The sequence below is a fragment of the Achromobacter sp. 01N37 genome, from assembly GCF_056399725.1.
This window is the reverse complement of the sequence record NZ_JBFTRX010000007.1, coordinates 50,389-65,890: the sequence shown is the minus strand read 5'-3', so window position 1 is coordinate 65,890 and position 15,502 is coordinate 50,389. Positions and strand designations below refer to the sequence as shown.

Below are 15,502 nucleotides of genomic sequence, written 5' to 3'. Positions count from 1 at the left end.
CAAGGCTCGCCGCCGAGCCTTGCCCCGTTTCGCCTGATTCACCCTCACCTTGAAGGTATCGGTATGAAAAAATTGAATCCCGGCCTGGGACGCGTCCGCGCGCCCGCCGCGTTTGCCCCCGCCTTGTTTTGCGCCGCCGCACTGACGGCAACGCTTGCGCCCATCAGCACGCTGCACGCCGAAACGACCGCCAAGATCGTCATGCAGGCGCCCTTGCGCGTGATCGACCCCATCCTGACCAACGCCTACATCACCCGCAACCACGGCTACATGGTGTTCGACACGCTGTTCGCGCTGGACGCCAATGGCAAGCCGCAGCCGGAAATGGTGGAAAGCTGGCAGGAAAGCCCCGACCGGCTGACCGTCACGCTGACGTTGCGCCCAAACCTGAAGTTCCATGATGGCTCGCCGGTCACGGGTGAAGACGTCGTGGCCTCGCTCAAGCGCTGGGCCGAACGCGATGTGCTGGGCCTGCGCCTGATGGCCGCCACCCGCAGCCTGGAAAGCCCCGATGCCACGACCATCGTGTTCCACCTCAAGCAGCCGTTCGGCATGCTGATCGACGCCTTGGCCAAGCCCGCGTCGCCCGTGCCGTTCATCATGCCCAAGCGCATCGCGTCCGTGCCGGTCTCGCAGACGATCACCGAAGTGATCGGTTCGGGCCCGTACAAGTTCGTGGCGGCGGACTTCCAGCCCGGCGTGAAAGCCACCTACGTGAAGTTCACGGACTATGTGCCGCGCAAGGAACCGGCAAGCGGATTCGCCGGCGCCAAGGTCGCCGTCGTTGACCGGCTGGAACTGGTCAACATCTCTGACTCGCAGACCGCCGTCAACGCGCTGCGCCGCGGCGAGATCGACTTTGTTGAAGACGTGCCGCCCGATCTTCTGCCGCAGCTGGCGGACGCGAAGGGCGTGGCGCTGAAGTCCTATGGCGACAGCACGAACATCTTCACGATGCGCATGAACTGGCTGCAACCGCCCTTTGACAACGTGAAGGTGCGCCGCGCCGTGCTCGCCGCCGTGTATCAAGGCGACTATCTTGCCGCGCAGATTGGCGACGAGAAGATGGTCAAGCTGTGCGGCGCGGTGCTGAGCTGCAATTCGCCCTACGCGTCAGAGGACGGCGCCACGCAAACCAAAGAGCCTGACCTGGCGCACGCCAAGGCGCTGTTGAAAGACAGCGGTTACGACGGCAGCAAGGTCGTGATTCTGCATCCGACCGACCTGCCCGTGCTGGCCAGCCTGGCGTCCGTCACCGCGCAGGCGTTGAAGACCATCGGCATGAACGTCGAAATCCAGTCCATGGACTGGGCGACCTTGTTGTCGCGCTATTCGAAGAAAGACCCGGTGGCAGAAGGTGGCTGGAGCATCTTCCAGACGGGTTTCACCAGCCTGGACCTGATGAACCCGCTGACCAATCCCAACCTGGATGGGCGCGGCACGGCGGGTTATGTCGGCTGGTCCAAGAGCGAACAGATGGAAAAGCTGCGCGACCAATTTGCGGAAACGGACGACCCGGCCCGCAGAAAGGACATCGCCCTGCAAATTCAGAAGCTCAACTACGACCAGGTGTTCTTCATTCCGCTGGGCACGTACTCCAAGATGAAGGGCTACAACGCCGCCAAGCTGGGACGCATGACGGACGCGCAGATCCCGCTGTTCTGGTAGCACGCCATGATTGAACTCATCCTTAAGCGCCTGTTGGCGGCGATTCCGGTGATGCTCATCGTGGCCACGGTGGTGTTTCTGATGCTGCGCATGGCGCCGGGCGACCCCGCCCGCGTCATTGCGGGCGACATGGCAAGCGAAGCATCCATCGCGCAGATCCGCACAGAGATGGGCCTGGACCAGTCCATCGGCACGCAATACCTGCGCTGGATGGGCGCGCTGGTGCAAGGGGATCTGGGCCATTCGATCCAATCCAAGCAGCCCGTCACCACGCTCATCAAGGCGCGGCTGGGCCCGACGTTCTCGCTTGCCGCGTGGGCCATCCTGCTGACCATCGCCACGGCGATACCGTTGGGGGTGCTGGCGGCATGGCGGCATCGGGGCCTGGCGGATCGCGGCATCATGGCTGGCGCGGTGCTGGCGTTTTCTGTGCCGGCGTTCGTCGTGGCATACCTGTTGATTCTGGTGTTCTCGGTGAAGCTCAACTGGCTGCCGGTGCAGGGCTATTCGCCGCTTGCCGATGGCGTGGGCCGGTATGCGCAGCACCTGCTGCTGCCCACCGTAACGCTGGCGATGGTGTTTGTGGCGCTGATCACGCGCATCACGCGGGCCAGCCTGCTGGATGTGCTGGGCGAAGACTTTGTGCGCACGGCGCGGGCCAAGGGCGTCACCGAACGCTTTGTGCTGTTTCGCCATGCGTTGCGCAATGCCGCGATTCCCATCGTCACCATCGTGGGCGTGGCGCTGACCACGCTGATCAGCGGCGTGGTGGTCACCGAGACCATCTTCAACATCGCGGGCGTGGGCCGGCTGATCGTTGACTCGGTGCTGGCCCGTGACTACCCCGTGGTGCAGGGAACCATTCTGTTCTTCTCGTTCATCTACGTGTTCGTCAATCTGCTGATCGACATGGCCTACGTCGTGCTTGATCCCCGTATCCGCTACTGACCCGCGGACGATCCGGAGTTATCTGATGTCAACCTCTCCCGCCTCTGCCCTGCCCGCCGCGCCGCCGCCTTCGCGCTGGCGTCTAGCTGCAAGCGCCGTCATCCACGACCCCGTCATGCTCGGCTCGCTGCTGTTGCTGTTGCTGCTGGTGGCGCTCACCGTCGGCGCGCCGCTGCTGGCGTCCCATGACCCCGGCGCACTGACGCCGCGCGCACGGCTTCAGGGCTCGTCCGATGTGTATTGGCTGGGCACGGACTCGCTGGGCCGCGACCTGCTGTCGCGCGTGCTGTATGGCGGCCGCCTGTCGATCACGTTGGCGGCGCTGGTCAGCCTCATTGCGATTGTCGCGGGGCTCGTCATCGGCTTGGCTGCGGGCTATGTGCGGCGGCTGGACGCGCCCGTCATGCGGTTGATGGACGGCATCATGGCCATTCCGGGCCTGCTGCTGGCGGTGGCCATGGTGGCGCTTGGCGGCGCCAACATCGTCACGATGGTCATCGCCATTTCTATCCCCGAGATTCCGCGCGTGGCGCGGCTGGTGCGCAGCGTCGTGTTGTCGGTGCGTGAAGAACCTTACGTCGAAGCCTCGATCGGTTCCGGCACGCCCGCGCTCAAGGTGTTGTGGCGGCACATTCTGCCCAGCACCATCAACCCGCTGGTGGTGCAAGCCACCTTCGTCTGCGCCGCGGCCATCCTGACCGAAGCCGTGCTGGGATTTCTTGGGCTGGGCTTTCCGCCCGAGATTCCCAGCCTGGGCAGCATCATTGCCGAAGGCCGCCCGTTCTTTCAGCGCGCGCCATGGATTGTGCTGGTGCCGGGCGTGTTCCTGGCCCTGCTGATCCTGGCCGCCAACATGTTCGGCGACGCGCTGCGCGACCGCCTTGACCCCCGTCTTTCACGCAAAACCAAGAGCTGACGCCATGAACCCAGCAACCCGGCCGCAAGCCATGCCGTCCGCCTCGCCCATCCTGGACATTCGCAGCCTGAAGGTGCGTCTGCCCGGTGGCGGTGACCGCCGCTACGCCGTGGACGACGTATCGTTCACCGTCCATGCGCGTGAAATCGTCTGCATCGTGGGCGAATCCGGCTCGGGCAAATCCGTGACCTCCAGCGCCGTGATGGGCTTGTTGCCCAAGGGCGTGCTGACGCTGGAAAGCGGCCAGATCCTGCTGGCCGGCCGCGACATCACGCACGCCGGACGTGACGAATTGCAGAAGCTGCGCGGCAACCGCATGGCCATGATCTTCCAGGAGCCGATGACGGCGCTGAACCCGCTCATGCGCGTCGGCGACCAAGTTGCAGAGGTGTTCGAGTTCCATGCAAAGGGGCTCAGCCGCGACGCCGTCGCCCGCCGCGTGCTGGACCTGCTCTCCGACGTGCGGCTGCCGCACCCCGAGAAGCTTCAGTATGCGTATCCGCATCAGTTGTCGGGCGGCCAGCGCCAACGCGTGATGATCGCGATGGCGCTCGTGATGGAGCCCGGCCTGATCATCGCCGACGAACCCACCACCGCGCTGGACGTGACTTCGCAGGCGCAGGTGCTGCGATTGCTGAACGACCTGCGTGGCCGCCACGACAACGGCGTGCTGTTCATCACGCACGATTTCGACGTGGTGTCCGAAATTGCAGACCGGGTCATCGTGATGCAGGCAGGCCGCATCGTTGAACAAGGCGCGGCTGCCGATGTGCTGGAACGCCCCCAGCACCCCTACACGCAGCGCTTGCTGGCCGCGCGCCCCCGCGGAGATTTCCGCGCCCAGGCATTGCCCGCCTCCGACCCGCCCGTGCTGGAAGTGCGCGACCTGACGCTGCGCTTCGAAACCAAATCGATGTTCAAGTCGAAGCGCCGCCGCGTCGATGCGCTGGGCGGCGTGTCGCTGCAACTGGCGCGCGGCGAAACGTTGGGCATTGTGGGCGAATCGGGTTCCGGCAAGACCACGCTGGGCCGGTGCCTGGCCCGCTTCGCCACGCCGACCTCGGGTGAGATTTACATTGACGGCAACGCCGTGGGAAAACTGGGCGCGCGCGAGGCGCGCAGCTATCGCAAGCGCGTGCAGATGGTGTTCCAGGACCCGTTCCGTTCTTTCAACCCCCGGCGCAAGGTGGGCCGCACGCTGGCCGAAGGCCCGCTGAATTTTGGCGCGGACCCCAGGCAGGTCCATGCCCGCATGCTCGACATGCTGGCGCTGGTCAGCATGGATGCGAGTGCGCTGGATCGCTTTCCCCACGAGTTCTCGGGCGGGCAACGGCAGCGCTTGTCGATCGCGCGGGCGCTCATGATGGAACCGGAAATTCTGATTGCGGACGAAGCGGTCTCGGCCCTGGATGTGTCGGTGCAGGCGCAGATTCTGGACTTGCTTGAATCGATTCGCGAACGGCTGGGCGTGAGCATCCTGTTCATCACGCACGACCTGCGTGTGGCGGCGCGGCTATGCCATCGCATTGCGGTGATGCAGCGGGGCAAGGTGGTAGAGATTGGCGCGGCGCGGGATGTGTTCCTGCGGCCGTCGTGCGACTACACGCGCGAGCTCGTCGCATCCATTCCGGGCCACGCGTCCCCCCAGCCCGCCACGGCGGTTTAGGTTTCCACCGCGCGCAGCAGCCTGCCCAAGTGTCCGCTACTGGAAAATCCCAATTCGGCGCTGACTCTCGCAACCGGTTCGCCCAGTGCGATCCGTTGCCGCGCGGCCTGCGCCAGCACCTTGCGGCGCAAGGCGATGGGGGATTGGCCATAGGCGTCCAGGCAGGCCCGCTGCAAAGTGCGAGTGGTGGCGCCAAGCGCGTTGGCGGATTCGGCGATGGCCGGCAAGGGTTGGCCCTCTTCCAGCCGGGCGCGCAACAGCTCCATCCATTGCCGCGCCAAGGGCAACGGCGCCTGCAACGCGCGGGTTTGGGCTTGTTGCCGGTGGCTGGCGTCAAGCTGGGCGATCAAGGCTTCGACCAGCATGGGCAGCGCCGACGCCGACAACGCGGGTTTCCACAGCGCATCCAGCATGGCCTGCGCCGCGCCGTCCAGCTGCAGGACGCCCCCAGCCTGACAAGCGCGCAACAGTTCCGGAGCCAGATAAAGTTCGCCGTGCTGCTGCGCGACGCTCTCGGCGCGCGTGCTGTGTTCGACGTGAGACGGCAGCAGCAGCGCCTGGCCACGAACCAGACGGCACCGGCGGCGCGCCCCTTCTTCATCTTGCCAAGCGCTACCCAGCGCGCCTGCGCGCGGCCACAGCAGCATGGCGCAGTCGTGCTCGTGCCAGTGAAAGGCGTAGCGCGGCTGGCGGCTGGCCGCCAGGGCGAAGCCAGTCTGGGCGATCAGATCCTGTTTGGAAGAAAGCGGGACGGAACGCTTCATGAGGGGCGTGCGGGGCGTGATGTTCGCCAGCGGGATTCCCGGCGGCGGCAAGAAATAGGCGTTTGGCCAGTATCCGCGCACGGCGGCTTTGACGCAAGCCCGCCGCCCGCGCCGCGTTCGGGCTGTCGCATGCGGGATCAGCCGCTGTCGCGTGGTGGTTCGCCGCCGGGCCGGCGGCTCCCTACGATCGGGTCATTCAATCCATTACATACAAGGGGAATTTCATGAATCGCGCACTGCCGTCTGCATTGCTATCCGCCGCCCTGCTGCTCTTGCCTGCCGCCCACGCGGGGGCCGAATCCGCGTGGCCTGACAAACCGATCACCCTTATCGTGCCCTTCCCCGCTGGCGGCGGAACGGATCTGGTGGTGCGGACGTTGCAACCGGCGCTGACGCGTCAACTGCAGCAGACCGTGATCATCCAGAACGCGGGCGGCGCGGGAGGCACGGTGGGTTCGGGCCAGGCCGCCCGCGCCAAGCCCGACGGCTACACCGCGCTGGCCGTCACAACCAGCACCACGGCGCTAAGCGCCAACCTGTACAAGAACCTGCCGTACCGCCCGGAGAAGGACTTCGACTACATCGGCTTCATCGGCACGTCGCCCTATGTGCTGGCGGCGCAGCCGGCGCTGAAGGCCAGCACGCTGCCCGCGCTGATCGATGCGCTGAAGGCACGCCGCAGCGGCACGTATGCATCGGTGGGCGCGGGCACCGTGTCGCATCTGCTGGGCGAGATGTTCAAGAAAGACAAGCAGCTGGATTTGACGCATGTGCCGTATCGCGGCGCGGCGCCCGCCTATACGGATTTGATCGGCGGCCAGGTCGACATCATGTTCGACAACCCCGTGGGCCTGGCGCCCTTCGTGCAGAGCGGCAAGCTGATTGCCGTGGCCACCACCCAGGCCACCCCCATCCTGCCGAACGTGCCGACCTTCGCCGCCCAGGGCATGCCGACGTATACGCAGTCGCTCTGGTATGGCCTGGCCTTTCCCAAAGGCACGCCGCCCGCCATCGTGCAAAAAATGAATCTTGCGCTGAACACCGTGCTGCGCGATCCGGCCATCGCCGCAGACCTGGCGGCCAAGGGCGTGGATGTGCGCCCCGACACGGCCGAGGCCTTGAGCCGCACCGTCTCTCACGACCTCGCCTTCTGGGGCGAGCTCATCACCACTACCGGAGTCCAGTTTGACTGACCTTCAACCCCCTCGCCCCCCTGCCCCGCCGCCTGCCGGCGAGGCGGCCTTGCTACGCGTGTTCGTTGACCCCGCCCAGGCGGCGCAAGGCGGCAACCCCGTGCCGCTGGTGCTTGACGCGGAAGGCATGGCGGCCAGCGACATGCAGGCGCTGGCGGCGCATCACGGCCATGAGTCATCGTTTGTGGTGCCGGCCGAGCGCGAAGGCCATTTGTGCCGGCTGCGCTTTTTCGTGCCGGGCCATGAAATGGAAATGTGCGGCCACGCCACCGTGGGCACGCTGTGGGCGCTGCGCCAATGGGGCTATTGGACGACGCCGTCTGCGCGCGTGCAGACGCTGAGCGGCAGCGTGGACATTGAATGGGATAGCGCCCGCGACCGCGCCTGGGTCTCGCAGCCCGCCGTCACCACGTCCGAACTGACGGCAGAGCAATACCGCGCGATTGCGGCGGTGCTGCGTATTGATCCTGATTTGCCGGGCCTGCACATGATCAACGCCAGCACCAGCCGCGTGAAGACGCTGATCCGGTTGCCCAGCGTGGCGGCGCTGAACGCCTTGGCGCCTGACTTCAGCGCGGTGCGTGAGGTATGCGAAGCCATCGAATCGACCGGCCTGTATCCCTACGCGCTGAGCGACGACGGTGCCAGCGCCCGGCAATTTCCCAAGGCATCCGGCTACCCCGAAGACGCCGCCACCGGCATCGCGGCAGCAGCTTTGTGGGGCTACTTGAACAAGACCGGCAGCGTGCCGGCGAGTGAGGTCTACACAGTGCGCCAGGGCGTGGCGATGGGGTCGCCCTCCGCCATCCAGCTGCGTGCGCGCGGCGACGCGCAGGGCTGTTGGCTAAGCGGCGTCACGCAGTGGATGTGAGGTAAACAAGAAGGGCGTCGAAGGGTAACTGCTACCCCGCGACGCCCTTGCGTTGACGCAGTTTCCACTACGCCGTTTTCTTCGCCCGCTCAAGCTGCAAATCATCCGCGCTCTCGGCCGTCTCGGCCTCCACGGACGCCAGCGACTTGTTGGCATGCTTGGCGCGGTAATCGGCCAGGAACTTGGCGATGCGGGCAACCGCCTCGCGCAAGTCCGTCTCGTGCGGCAGGAACACAATGCGAAAGTGATCCGGGCGCGACCAGTTAAAGCCCGTGCCTTGCACCAGCATCACCCGCGTCACTTCCAGCAGTTGCAGGAAGAATTGGCGGTCGTCCTCAATGGGGTAGATCTCGGGGTCCAGCCGCGGGAACATGTACAGCGCGGCTTGCGGCTTGACGCAGGTCACCCCTGGAATGGCGGTGATCAGCTCGTAAGCCAGGTCGCGCTGACGGCGCAGACGGCCGCCTTCGCACACCAGGTCATTGATGCTTTGGTAGCCGCCCAGCGCGGTCTGGATGGCCCACTGCCCCGGCACGTTGGCGCACAGACGCATGTTGGCCAGCATGTCCAGGCCTTCGATGTAGTCGCGGGCGGCGCGCTTGTCGCCCGAGACCACCAGCCAGCCGGCGCGGTAGCCGCAAGCGCGATAGCTCTTGGACAGCGAGTTGAAGGTCAGCGTCAGCACGTCGGTGGACAGGCTAGCCATCGCGGTGTGCGTGGCGTCGTCGTACAGGACCTTGTCGTAGACCTCGTCCGCCAGAATCACCAGCCCATGCTCGCGCGCGATGGCGATGATTTCTTGCAGCACGTGATCGGGGTAGATCACGCCGGTCGGGTTGTTCGGGTTGATGACCACGATGCCCTTGGTGCGCGGCGTGATCTTGGCGCGGATGTCGTTCAGATCCGGAATCCAGCCGTTGGCCTCGTCGCACAGATAGTGCACGGGCGTGCCGCCCGACAGGCTCGTCACGGCCGTCCACAGCGGGTAGTCGGGAGCGGGCAGCAGCAGCTCATCGCCATCGTCCAGCAGCGCGTTGGTGGCCATCGCGATCAGGTCGGACGCGCCGTTGCCCAAATAGATGTCTTCCAGCGTCACGCCTTCCACGCCTTGCGCCTGCGTGTAGTGCATGACCGCCTTGCGCGCGGCGAAGATGCCCTTACTGTCCGAATAACCCGCCGAGTTCGGCAAGTTGCGGATCATGTCCTGCTGGACTTCCTCGGGGGCATCGAAACCAAACACAGCCAGATTGCCGATGTTCAGCTTGATGAGCTTTTGGCCTTCGTCCTCCATTTGCTTGGCCCGATCCATGATGGGGCCGCGAATGTCGTACAGGACGTGAGCCAGCTTGCTCGATTTGCTAATGGTCTTCATGAACGGAGTTCCGTGGAATGCGCGCGTATCCAGGTCGGGCGCATTGATCAATCAGGTGCTTGGTCGCCGGATGGATGCAAATAATACGCCCTCTGGCGGGCGCTTTGCTGCGGCGCACCCTGAACTCCGTCCCCGAAACCCGTTCTGTCGCCTTTTACCTGCCCTCGGGCACCTGCACCGGCAAGCCCCAGACCAGGTCTTCCGAGCCCTGCTTGCCCAGCGTCGTGGACTTTTGTGCAGTCAGACCGCAATTTATCTGTGCAGTCTGACTACGCGGGTAAATTGCAGTCTGAATGACGTCACCCTGGACTATTCCTGACCCGATGCCTCGCCCATCGTCTCGCACAGCTTGCGAATCGCGCCGATGTCGCCCTGTTTCGCCATGCGCCGCAGTTGTTCGCTGAAGTCCGTAAACGCCGGGTCGCGCGTCTGGAGCGCGCGCGCCCAGTCGATCAGGTCCGAAATAGCGCCGCTGTCCAGAAGCAATTGCACCTGCGCCAGCTCCGCGCCTGACAAATGCGGCGCTTGCACCGACACCGGCTCGGCGTCGTTGCCCGATGGTTTGATCGCCAGATGCAACAGCTTGGCCAACACATGGCGCAGCTCGACCAGGCTGATGGGTTTGAGCAAGCTGGCGTCGTAGTCTTCCCCGCCCAGGCCCTGCGTGTTGTGCGGCGTTGCCGACACCGCGACAACCGGCAGGTCCGGCCAGCGCGCGCGCGCGGCGGCAAGCACCGCCGAACCGTCGACGCCTTCCATGCGGTGGTCCGTCAGAATCAAGTCGGGCCGGCGGGCGTCGTCAGCCTGGATGCGCGCGACCATGCCCTGGCCATCGGCCTCGCTATGCACCTGAAAACCCATGCTGGCCAGTTCTTCGACCAGGAACTCACGGATCTCTGGCGTATCTTCAGCCAGCCAAAGATGCATGCCCGATCCATCCAGCGTCGGCAACACATGCGGCGCGGCGGCAATGTAGTGGTGCGAGATGCCGGACTCATCCATCTTCCTGACCGGTATCGTCACGCAGACAAACGTACCCAGCCCCACGTGGCTCTCGACGCGGATATGGCCCTGCATGCGCAGCACCCATTGCTGAACGATGGGCAGCCCCAGCCCGACACCCGGCTGGTTATCCGCAGACGCCAGCCGCTGGAAGGGTTCGAAAATGCGCTGCTGGTCTTGCGGCGCTATGCCGCAGCCGGTGTCACGCACCGACAGCGCAAGCCGCCCCGAGGCCTCGCCCGCGGCGGGCGCGGTGTAGTCGGCCGTCAAGGTCAGGACGCCGCCGCGCGTGAACTTGGCGGCGTTGTCGATCAGGTTGGACAGCACCTGCCGCACGCGCTTGCCATCCATCTCCAACACGGCCGGCACCGACTCCGACACCCGCAGCACGAACTGGTTGTTTTGCCGGGCGGCGATCGGGGCGGATTCCTTGGCCACGGCATCCAGCAACGCGTGCACATATTCGGGCGACAAGCGCAGCGCCTGGCCGCCCGCGCCGGCCGCGTAGTCGATCAGATCATTGACCATGCCCAGCATGTGGTCGGCGCTACGGCGAATGATCGCGCCGCGCGGCGCATCATCGCGGCCGCCTGCCTGGATCAGGTCTGCGAAACCGATGATCGACGTCAGCGGCGTGCGCAGGTCATGGCTGATGCGCGCCAGGAAGTCCTGGCGCACGCGGCCGGCTTCATCGGCCTGGATAAGCGCCGCCTGCAACGCCTTCGTGCGCTCGGTGACGGCCTGGTCCAGCCGCTGGTGTTCGCGTTCGCGCGCCTCGGTCAGTTCGCGCTGCACCGCCAGCTTTTCCTGGCGATGCTGGCGCGTGCGCCCGTGCACCAACACGGCCAGCATCAGCGAGACCGACAACAGATCCCAAGCCACCTCAGGCCCGCCTTCCCAGCGCCCGGGCAGCAGCCCATGGATGAAGGCCAGCCGCAGGAACAGGCAGGCGCAATACACCGCGAAGGACAGCAGGAAGATCCGCGCATTGGCATGCCCGCGCCGCCAGCCGTCGGCCATGGAAACAGGCCAGACCAAGCCCCACAGGAAAACCAGCCCGACCAACGCCTGCGCGCTGACGCGGTAATTGCCCACGGCCGCCCACACGGTGCCTGCAAGGCCCATGACGATCAGCGTGCCATACACCCAGCGCCAGAGCCGCACCCGATGCAAGTCGGCAAACAACATTACCGAGAAGCCAAACACGGTAGCGGCGAGCGTGCCCAGCACGCTGGGCGCGCGCAGCACCGCCTCGCCTCCGCCCGTCAGCACGTAGCGGTACAGCAAACCCTGGAAAGAAATGCTGTAGAGAATTTCGGTGATGATGGCGGCGGCCAGCAGCAGGAACACCAGATCACGCTGAGCCATGCCCAGCACCCCGGTGTAGATGGCCACCATCAGCAGCGCGCCGATCAACAGCGCCAGGATCAGCGTGCCGCGCTGCGCCGCCCCCACGAACGCCCCCGGCGTCCACAAGGTGGGCTCCATGCTGATGGCCGAGCGGCTTTGCACCCGCACCAGCACCGTCATCCGCTCACCCGGGGTCAGCAGCAACGACGCCACGGACACGGATGACGGCACTTCACGCAAGGCGAGCGGCTCGCGGTTGCCGGCCAGCAAGACTTTGTAGGGTTGCCGCTGACCGTCGGGATACAGATAGAACCGCACATCTTCCAGCCGGGGCACGCCGAACGACAGCCAGCGCTCCAGGAAGCCTTCGGTGGGATTCTGCACGTCCAGCTTCAGCCAGAACACCGATGCCGAAAAGCCTTGGTTCAGCCAGGCGGGGGTCACGGGTTGCCAGGGGCCGTCAAGCATCTGGCTGGCGTCCTGCTTACCGGTCTTGTCCTCGATACCCAGCAATTCATGGTTGAGGTGCAGCCTGCCGGTCACGGCGCTCAGGTCCACGGCGGGTTGCGCGAGTTGCGCGGGTTGCGCGGGTTGCACAGGTTGCGCGGATTGAGCGGATTGCGTGGGTTGCACGGCTTCGGCCGCCTGCGCGCGCGCGGGCAGCAGCAGGCATGACAGGGCCAACAGCAATAACGGCAACGACCACAGCAACCGCAACGGCAACAGCAACCGCAACGGCAACAGCAACGGCAACGGCAACGAAAGCGGCAGCCAGCCCGGCAAGCCCAGGCGACGATCAGGCATGAGGATCAAATTCCTGGCGCAAGGCGGTCGGCGGCATGCCGAAGCGCTCGCGGAAAGCGGTGGAGAAATTGCCGCGGTTGCCATAGCCCACCGCTTGTGAAATGGCCTGAATATCCAGGCCCGTCTCGCACAGCAGCCGGCGCGCCTCGCGCATGCGCTCTTCCCGCAGGAACTCGAAGACGGTGGTTCCCGCGCAGCGCCGGAACGCCTGGTTCAGCCGCCGCGCGTTGGTGTTCAGCGCCTGGGCCAGCGCCATCAGTTCGGGCGTGTGGTCCAAGCGTTCGCGCAGCAGCTTGCGCGCGGCGCGAAACAGAACGCCGTCCAGCGTGGCCCCTGCCGCGGCGGCGGAGGTGCCGTCTTCGGCACTTGTCTCGGGCGCGGCCTGAGCCGGCGAAGACGCAGGCGTCGACGCCACCCGCAGATGAATCAGCAGGCGCAGGCGCACTTCCTCGAAATCGAACGGCTTGGCCACGTAATCGACCGCGCCCGCCGACAGCCCGGCCACCCGTTCGCTGGGCAAGGCTGCCGCGGTCAGGAAGATGATGGGAATGGCGCGCGTGGCCTGGTCGGCCTTCAGCAGACGGCAGGCCGCCAAGCCGTCGCAGACCGGCATGGTCACGTCCATCAGGATGATGTCCGGCTGCACCAGCTGCGCCTTGCGATAGCCGTCGTTGCCATCCTCGGCCACATAGACCCGGCAGTCCTGACTGGTCAGGAAATCCACCAGCAGCATGCGGTCTTCGGGGCGGTCCTCGACGACCAGCACGCGTAAACCGGCGAGCTGGCCCGGAGCCATCGGAAAGAAGGCGTCGTTCATGCCGCGCATTCTTTCATGCCGGCCGACGCTCGCGTGGGCAATAGGAGACAAAACCGAGGCCGCGGCTCGAATAATTTTCCTTGCGGCAAACCTACCTGGCATTCCAGCAAACCTCAGTAATGGAATATTTGCGTACTTACGATAATGTTTGTTACAGCGCGAAACTGGTTGGGTAACCACTTTTTCCGCCTGGCTGTCGCGTTGCCGCCACAGCCTGCCGGAACCTGCAATTCCTTGAATTTCCCTCTACCTGCCCAGTGACGGCGTCATGAGCGAAGGCCTATATCCGCGCTTGGCGGTTGCAAAAATGTTGTGTACCCAAGCGTGACTTATATGTCAAATAGCATCTATATATTCCAAATGTAACAAGCCGCCGTCCGAGCACCCATGCGCCGCCTATCCCGATTCTGCCGTCCTGCCGCCCTCTGCCTGTCCCCCATTTCCCTGCAAGTTGGCCTTGCCGCCGCAGCCCTGGCGTTTGCCGCCGGACCGGTCGCGGCGCAAAACGTGCGCCCGCAATTGCCGTCGGCCGCCGAGCCGGGCCGCACGCTGCCGCAACCGGCCATGCCGGAAAGCATGACCACCGCGCCGCAGGTGACCGTGCAGCAGGGCAGCGCGTCCGAGGCCCCCGCGGGCGCCGACAAGCTGAGCTTCACGCTGACTGACATGCGCGTGGACGGCGTTACCCACTATTCCCCCGAGAAAGTGCGCGCGCTGTATCAAGGGCTGCTGGGCAAGACGATCACCGTCGCTGACGCCTTCAAGGTGGCCAATGACATCGAACTGCTCTATCGCAACGACGGCTATGTGACCACGCGCGTCATCGTGCCGGAGCAGACCGTCGATGGCGGCGTCTTCCGCATCGTGGTGGTTGAAGGCTACGTCTCGGATGTGAAGTACGAAGGCGATATCGGCCCCGCGCAAGCGGCGGTGGAAAAGCTGGTGCAGCGCCTGCGCGGCGTGCGCCCCATCAATGTGGCCGAGGTTGAACGCCAGCTGCTGCTGGCCAATGACCTGAACGGCCTGGTCGTGCGCGCATCGCTTGAGGCCTCGCCCAAGGAAGTGGGCGGCTCGGTGCTGGTGGTGCAAAGCGAACGCAAGCCGGTCGACGCGCGCCTGGGCTTTGACAACCGCGGCTCGCCCTACCTGGGCTGGAGCGAAATGACCGGCCAGATCACGCTGAATTCGTTCGGCGAACGCGCCGACACGTTCACGTTGAGCGGCCGCCTGGGCTTTCCGGCGTATCGCAGCCAGGCCGTCGCCGGCAACTACGACATGCTGGTCTCTGACAGCGGCATGACCTTTGGTCTGGCCGCCAGCTATGCCAAGAGCGAGCCGGGCCGCGATCTGGCCCCGCTGAACGTCGCCAGCGACGTGCAGGCCTACACCGCCACCCTCACCTACCCGCTGATCCGTTCGCGCCTGGAAAACCTGCGTGCCTTCGGCATGTTCGATGTGCGCAACGTCGCCACCGACATCACCGACACGCCCTTCACGCGCGACCGTCTGCGCGTGCTGCGCGGCGGCTTGAGCTATGACCGCACCGACAGCTGGAACGGCATCACCGCCATCCGCGGCACGGTGCACCAGGGCCTGAACGCGATGGGCGCTACGCAAGAAGGCGCTGAGCTGGCCTCGCGCGCCAAGGGTCGCTCGGATTTCCTGAAGTTCACCGCCGAACTGACGCGTCTGCAACAGCTCACCGAACGCCTGTCGCTGGTCGCCACCTTCGCAGGGCAATACAGCGCCAGCCCGCTGCTGGCCAGCGAAGAATTCGCGCTGGGCGGCCCCAACTTCGGCCGCGGTTACGACGACGGCGAAATGTCTGCCGACTCCGGCGTGGCCGGTTCGCTGGAACTGCGCTACGCGGTGTCCACCGACCAATTCCTGCCGCACGGCGCGCACGTGTATTCGTTCATCGACGGCGGCCGCATCTGGTCGCGCAGCGAAAGCGCGCCCCTGACGCACGCCAACGTGTCCTCGTTTGGCGCGGGCATGCGCGCCAACCTGAGCAAGAACCTGTACGCCACGCTTGAAGTGGCCAAGCCCACCAGCTCGGATGTCCTGACCCAGGGCAACAAAGATCCCCGCGTGTTCTTCAGCATCTCGGCGCAGTACTAAGCAGCGAACG

Annotated in this window: 11 protein-coding genes; 7 read left to right on the top strand and 4 right to left on the bottom strand. The window is 65.3% G+C overall.

The annotated features are described in order from the left end of the window. Positions 1-63 precede the first annotated feature (63 nt). Genes AC1DSJ_RS17220 through AC1DSJ_RS17205 form a run of 4 tightly spaced genes read left to right on the top strand, consistent with a single transcriptional unit; the run spans position 64 to position 5,198 of the window. Positions 64-1,668: an ABC transporter substrate-binding protein gene (locus tag AC1DSJ_RS17220; protein ID WP_175170229.1), complete on the top strand. Its 1,605-nt coding sequence runs from the start codon at positions 64-66 to the stop codon at positions 1,666-1,668. 6 nt (positions 1,669-1,674) lie between these two features. After that, positions 1,675-2,616: an ABC transporter permease gene (locus AC1DSJ_RS17215; RefSeq protein ID WP_054423042.1), complete on the top strand. Its 942-nt coding sequence runs from the start codon at positions 1,675-1,677 to the stop codon at positions 2,614-2,616. 25 nt (positions 2,617-2,641) lie between these two features. Further along, entirely contained in the window at positions 2,642-3,532 is an 891-nt protein-coding gene (locus tag AC1DSJ_RS17210; RefSeq protein WP_441371850.1) for an ABC transporter permease, read from the top strand. Between the two features lie 4 nt (positions 3,533-3,536). Beyond that, complete coding sequence (locus AC1DSJ_RS17205) at positions 3,537-5,198, top strand: ABC transporter ATP-binding protein (protein ID WP_441371849.1); 1,662 nt, start codon at positions 3,537-3,539, stop codon at positions 5,196-5,198. Here AC1DSJ_RS17205 and AC1DSJ_RS17200 read toward each other — a convergent pair. Continuing rightward, the gene (locus tag AC1DSJ_RS17200) at positions 5,195-5,962 is read right to left on the bottom strand and encodes an AraC family transcriptional regulator (RefSeq protein ID WP_441371848.1); all 768 of its coding nucleotides are present in this window, start codon (positions 5,960-5,962) and stop codon (positions 5,195-5,197) included. The two genes, AC1DSJ_RS17205 and AC1DSJ_RS17200, sit on opposite strands and share 4 nt — an antisense overlap. Positions 5,963-6,186: 224 nt before the next feature. Here AC1DSJ_RS17200 and AC1DSJ_RS17195 point away from each other — a divergent pair, with 224 nt between their 5' ends. Continuing rightward, on the top strand, positions 6,187-7,155 hold the full coding sequence (locus AC1DSJ_RS17195; RefSeq protein ID WP_254600592.1) for a Bug family tripartite tricarboxylate transporter substrate binding protein: 969 nt from the start codon (positions 6,187-6,189) through the stop codon (positions 7,153-7,155). Then, entirely contained in the window at positions 7,148-8,026 is an 879-nt protein-coding gene (locus AC1DSJ_RS17190; RefSeq protein ID WP_441371847.1) for a PhzF family phenazine biosynthesis protein, read from the top strand. The genes AC1DSJ_RS17195 and AC1DSJ_RS17190 overlap by 8 nt, the downstream gene beginning before the upstream one ends. A 67-nt stretch (positions 8,027-8,093) precedes the next feature. Here AC1DSJ_RS17190 and AC1DSJ_RS17185 read toward each other — a convergent pair whose 3' ends face one another. The 3 genes from AC1DSJ_RS17185 to AC1DSJ_RS17175 form a co-directional block, all read right to left on the bottom strand. Beyond that, positions 8,094-9,398, bottom strand: coding sequence for a pyridoxal phosphate-dependent aminotransferase (locus AC1DSJ_RS17185; RefSeq protein WP_441371846.1), 1,305 nt, complete (start codon positions 9,396-9,398; stop codon positions 8,094-8,096). A gap of 309 nt (positions 9,399-9,707) precedes the next feature. Further along, positions 9,708-12,554 carry a hybrid sensor histidine kinase/response regulator gene (locus AC1DSJ_RS17180; protein WP_441371845.1) on the bottom strand — a complete coding sequence of 949 codons (2,847 nt, stop codon included), beginning with the start codon at positions 12,552-12,554 and terminating at the stop codon, positions 9,708-9,710. Further along, a complete protein-coding gene (locus AC1DSJ_RS17175) occupies positions 12,547-13,380 on the bottom strand; it encodes a response regulator transcription factor (RefSeq protein ID WP_054423052.1) in 834 nt (277 codons plus the stop codon). Before AC1DSJ_RS17175 ends, AC1DSJ_RS17180 begins: the two co-directional genes overlap by 8 nt. 378 nt (positions 13,381-13,758) lie before the next feature. Here AC1DSJ_RS17175 and AC1DSJ_RS17170 point away from each other — a divergent pair, with 378 nt between their 5' ends. Beyond that, entirely contained in the window at positions 13,759-15,492 is a 1,734-nt protein-coding gene (locus AC1DSJ_RS17170) for a ShlB/FhaC/HecB family hemolysin secretion/activation protein (RefSeq protein WP_082387055.1), read from the top strand. Positions 15,493-15,502: the final 10 nt, after the last annotated feature.

Bases quoted from the DNA above. Each gene is read 5' to 3' on its own strand.
- AC1DSJ_RS17220 (WP_175170229.1), top strand. From the start codon at position 64: ATGAAAAAATTGAATCCCGGCCTGGGACGCGTCCGCGCGCCCGCCGCG.
- AC1DSJ_RS17215 (WP_054423042.1), top strand. From the start codon at position 1,675: ATGATTGAACTCATCCTTAAGCGCCTGTTGGCGGCGATTCCGGTGATG.
- AC1DSJ_RS17210 (WP_441371850.1), top strand. From the start codon at position 2,642: ATGTCAACCTCTCCCGCCTCTGCCCTGCCCGCCGCGCCGCCGCCTTCG.
- AC1DSJ_RS17205 (WP_441371849.1), top strand. From the start codon at position 3,537: ATGAACCCAGCAACCCGGCCGCAAGCCATGCCGTCCGCCTCGCCCATC.
- AC1DSJ_RS17200 (WP_441371848.1), bottom strand. From the start codon at position 5,962: ATGAAGCGTTCCGTCCCGCTTTCTTCCAAACAGGATCTGATCGCCCAG.
- AC1DSJ_RS17195 (WP_254600592.1), top strand. From the start codon at position 6,187: ATGAATCGCGCACTGCCGTCTGCATTGCTATCCGCCGCCCTGCTGCTC.
- AC1DSJ_RS17185 (WP_441371846.1), bottom strand. From the start codon at position 9,398: ATGAAGACCATTAGCAAATCGAGCAAGCTGGCTCACGTCCTGTACGAC.
- AC1DSJ_RS17180 (WP_441371845.1), bottom strand. From the start codon at position 12,554: ATGCCTGATCGTCGCCTGGGCTTGCCGGGCTGGCTGCCGCTTTCGTTG.
- AC1DSJ_RS17175 (WP_054423052.1), bottom strand. From the start codon at position 13,380: ATGCGCGGCATGAACGACGCCTTCTTTCCGATGGCTCCGGGCCAGCTC.
- AC1DSJ_RS17170 (WP_082387055.1), top strand. From the start codon at position 13,759: ATGCGCCGCCTATCCCGATTCTGCCGTCCTGCCGCCCTCTGCCTGTCC.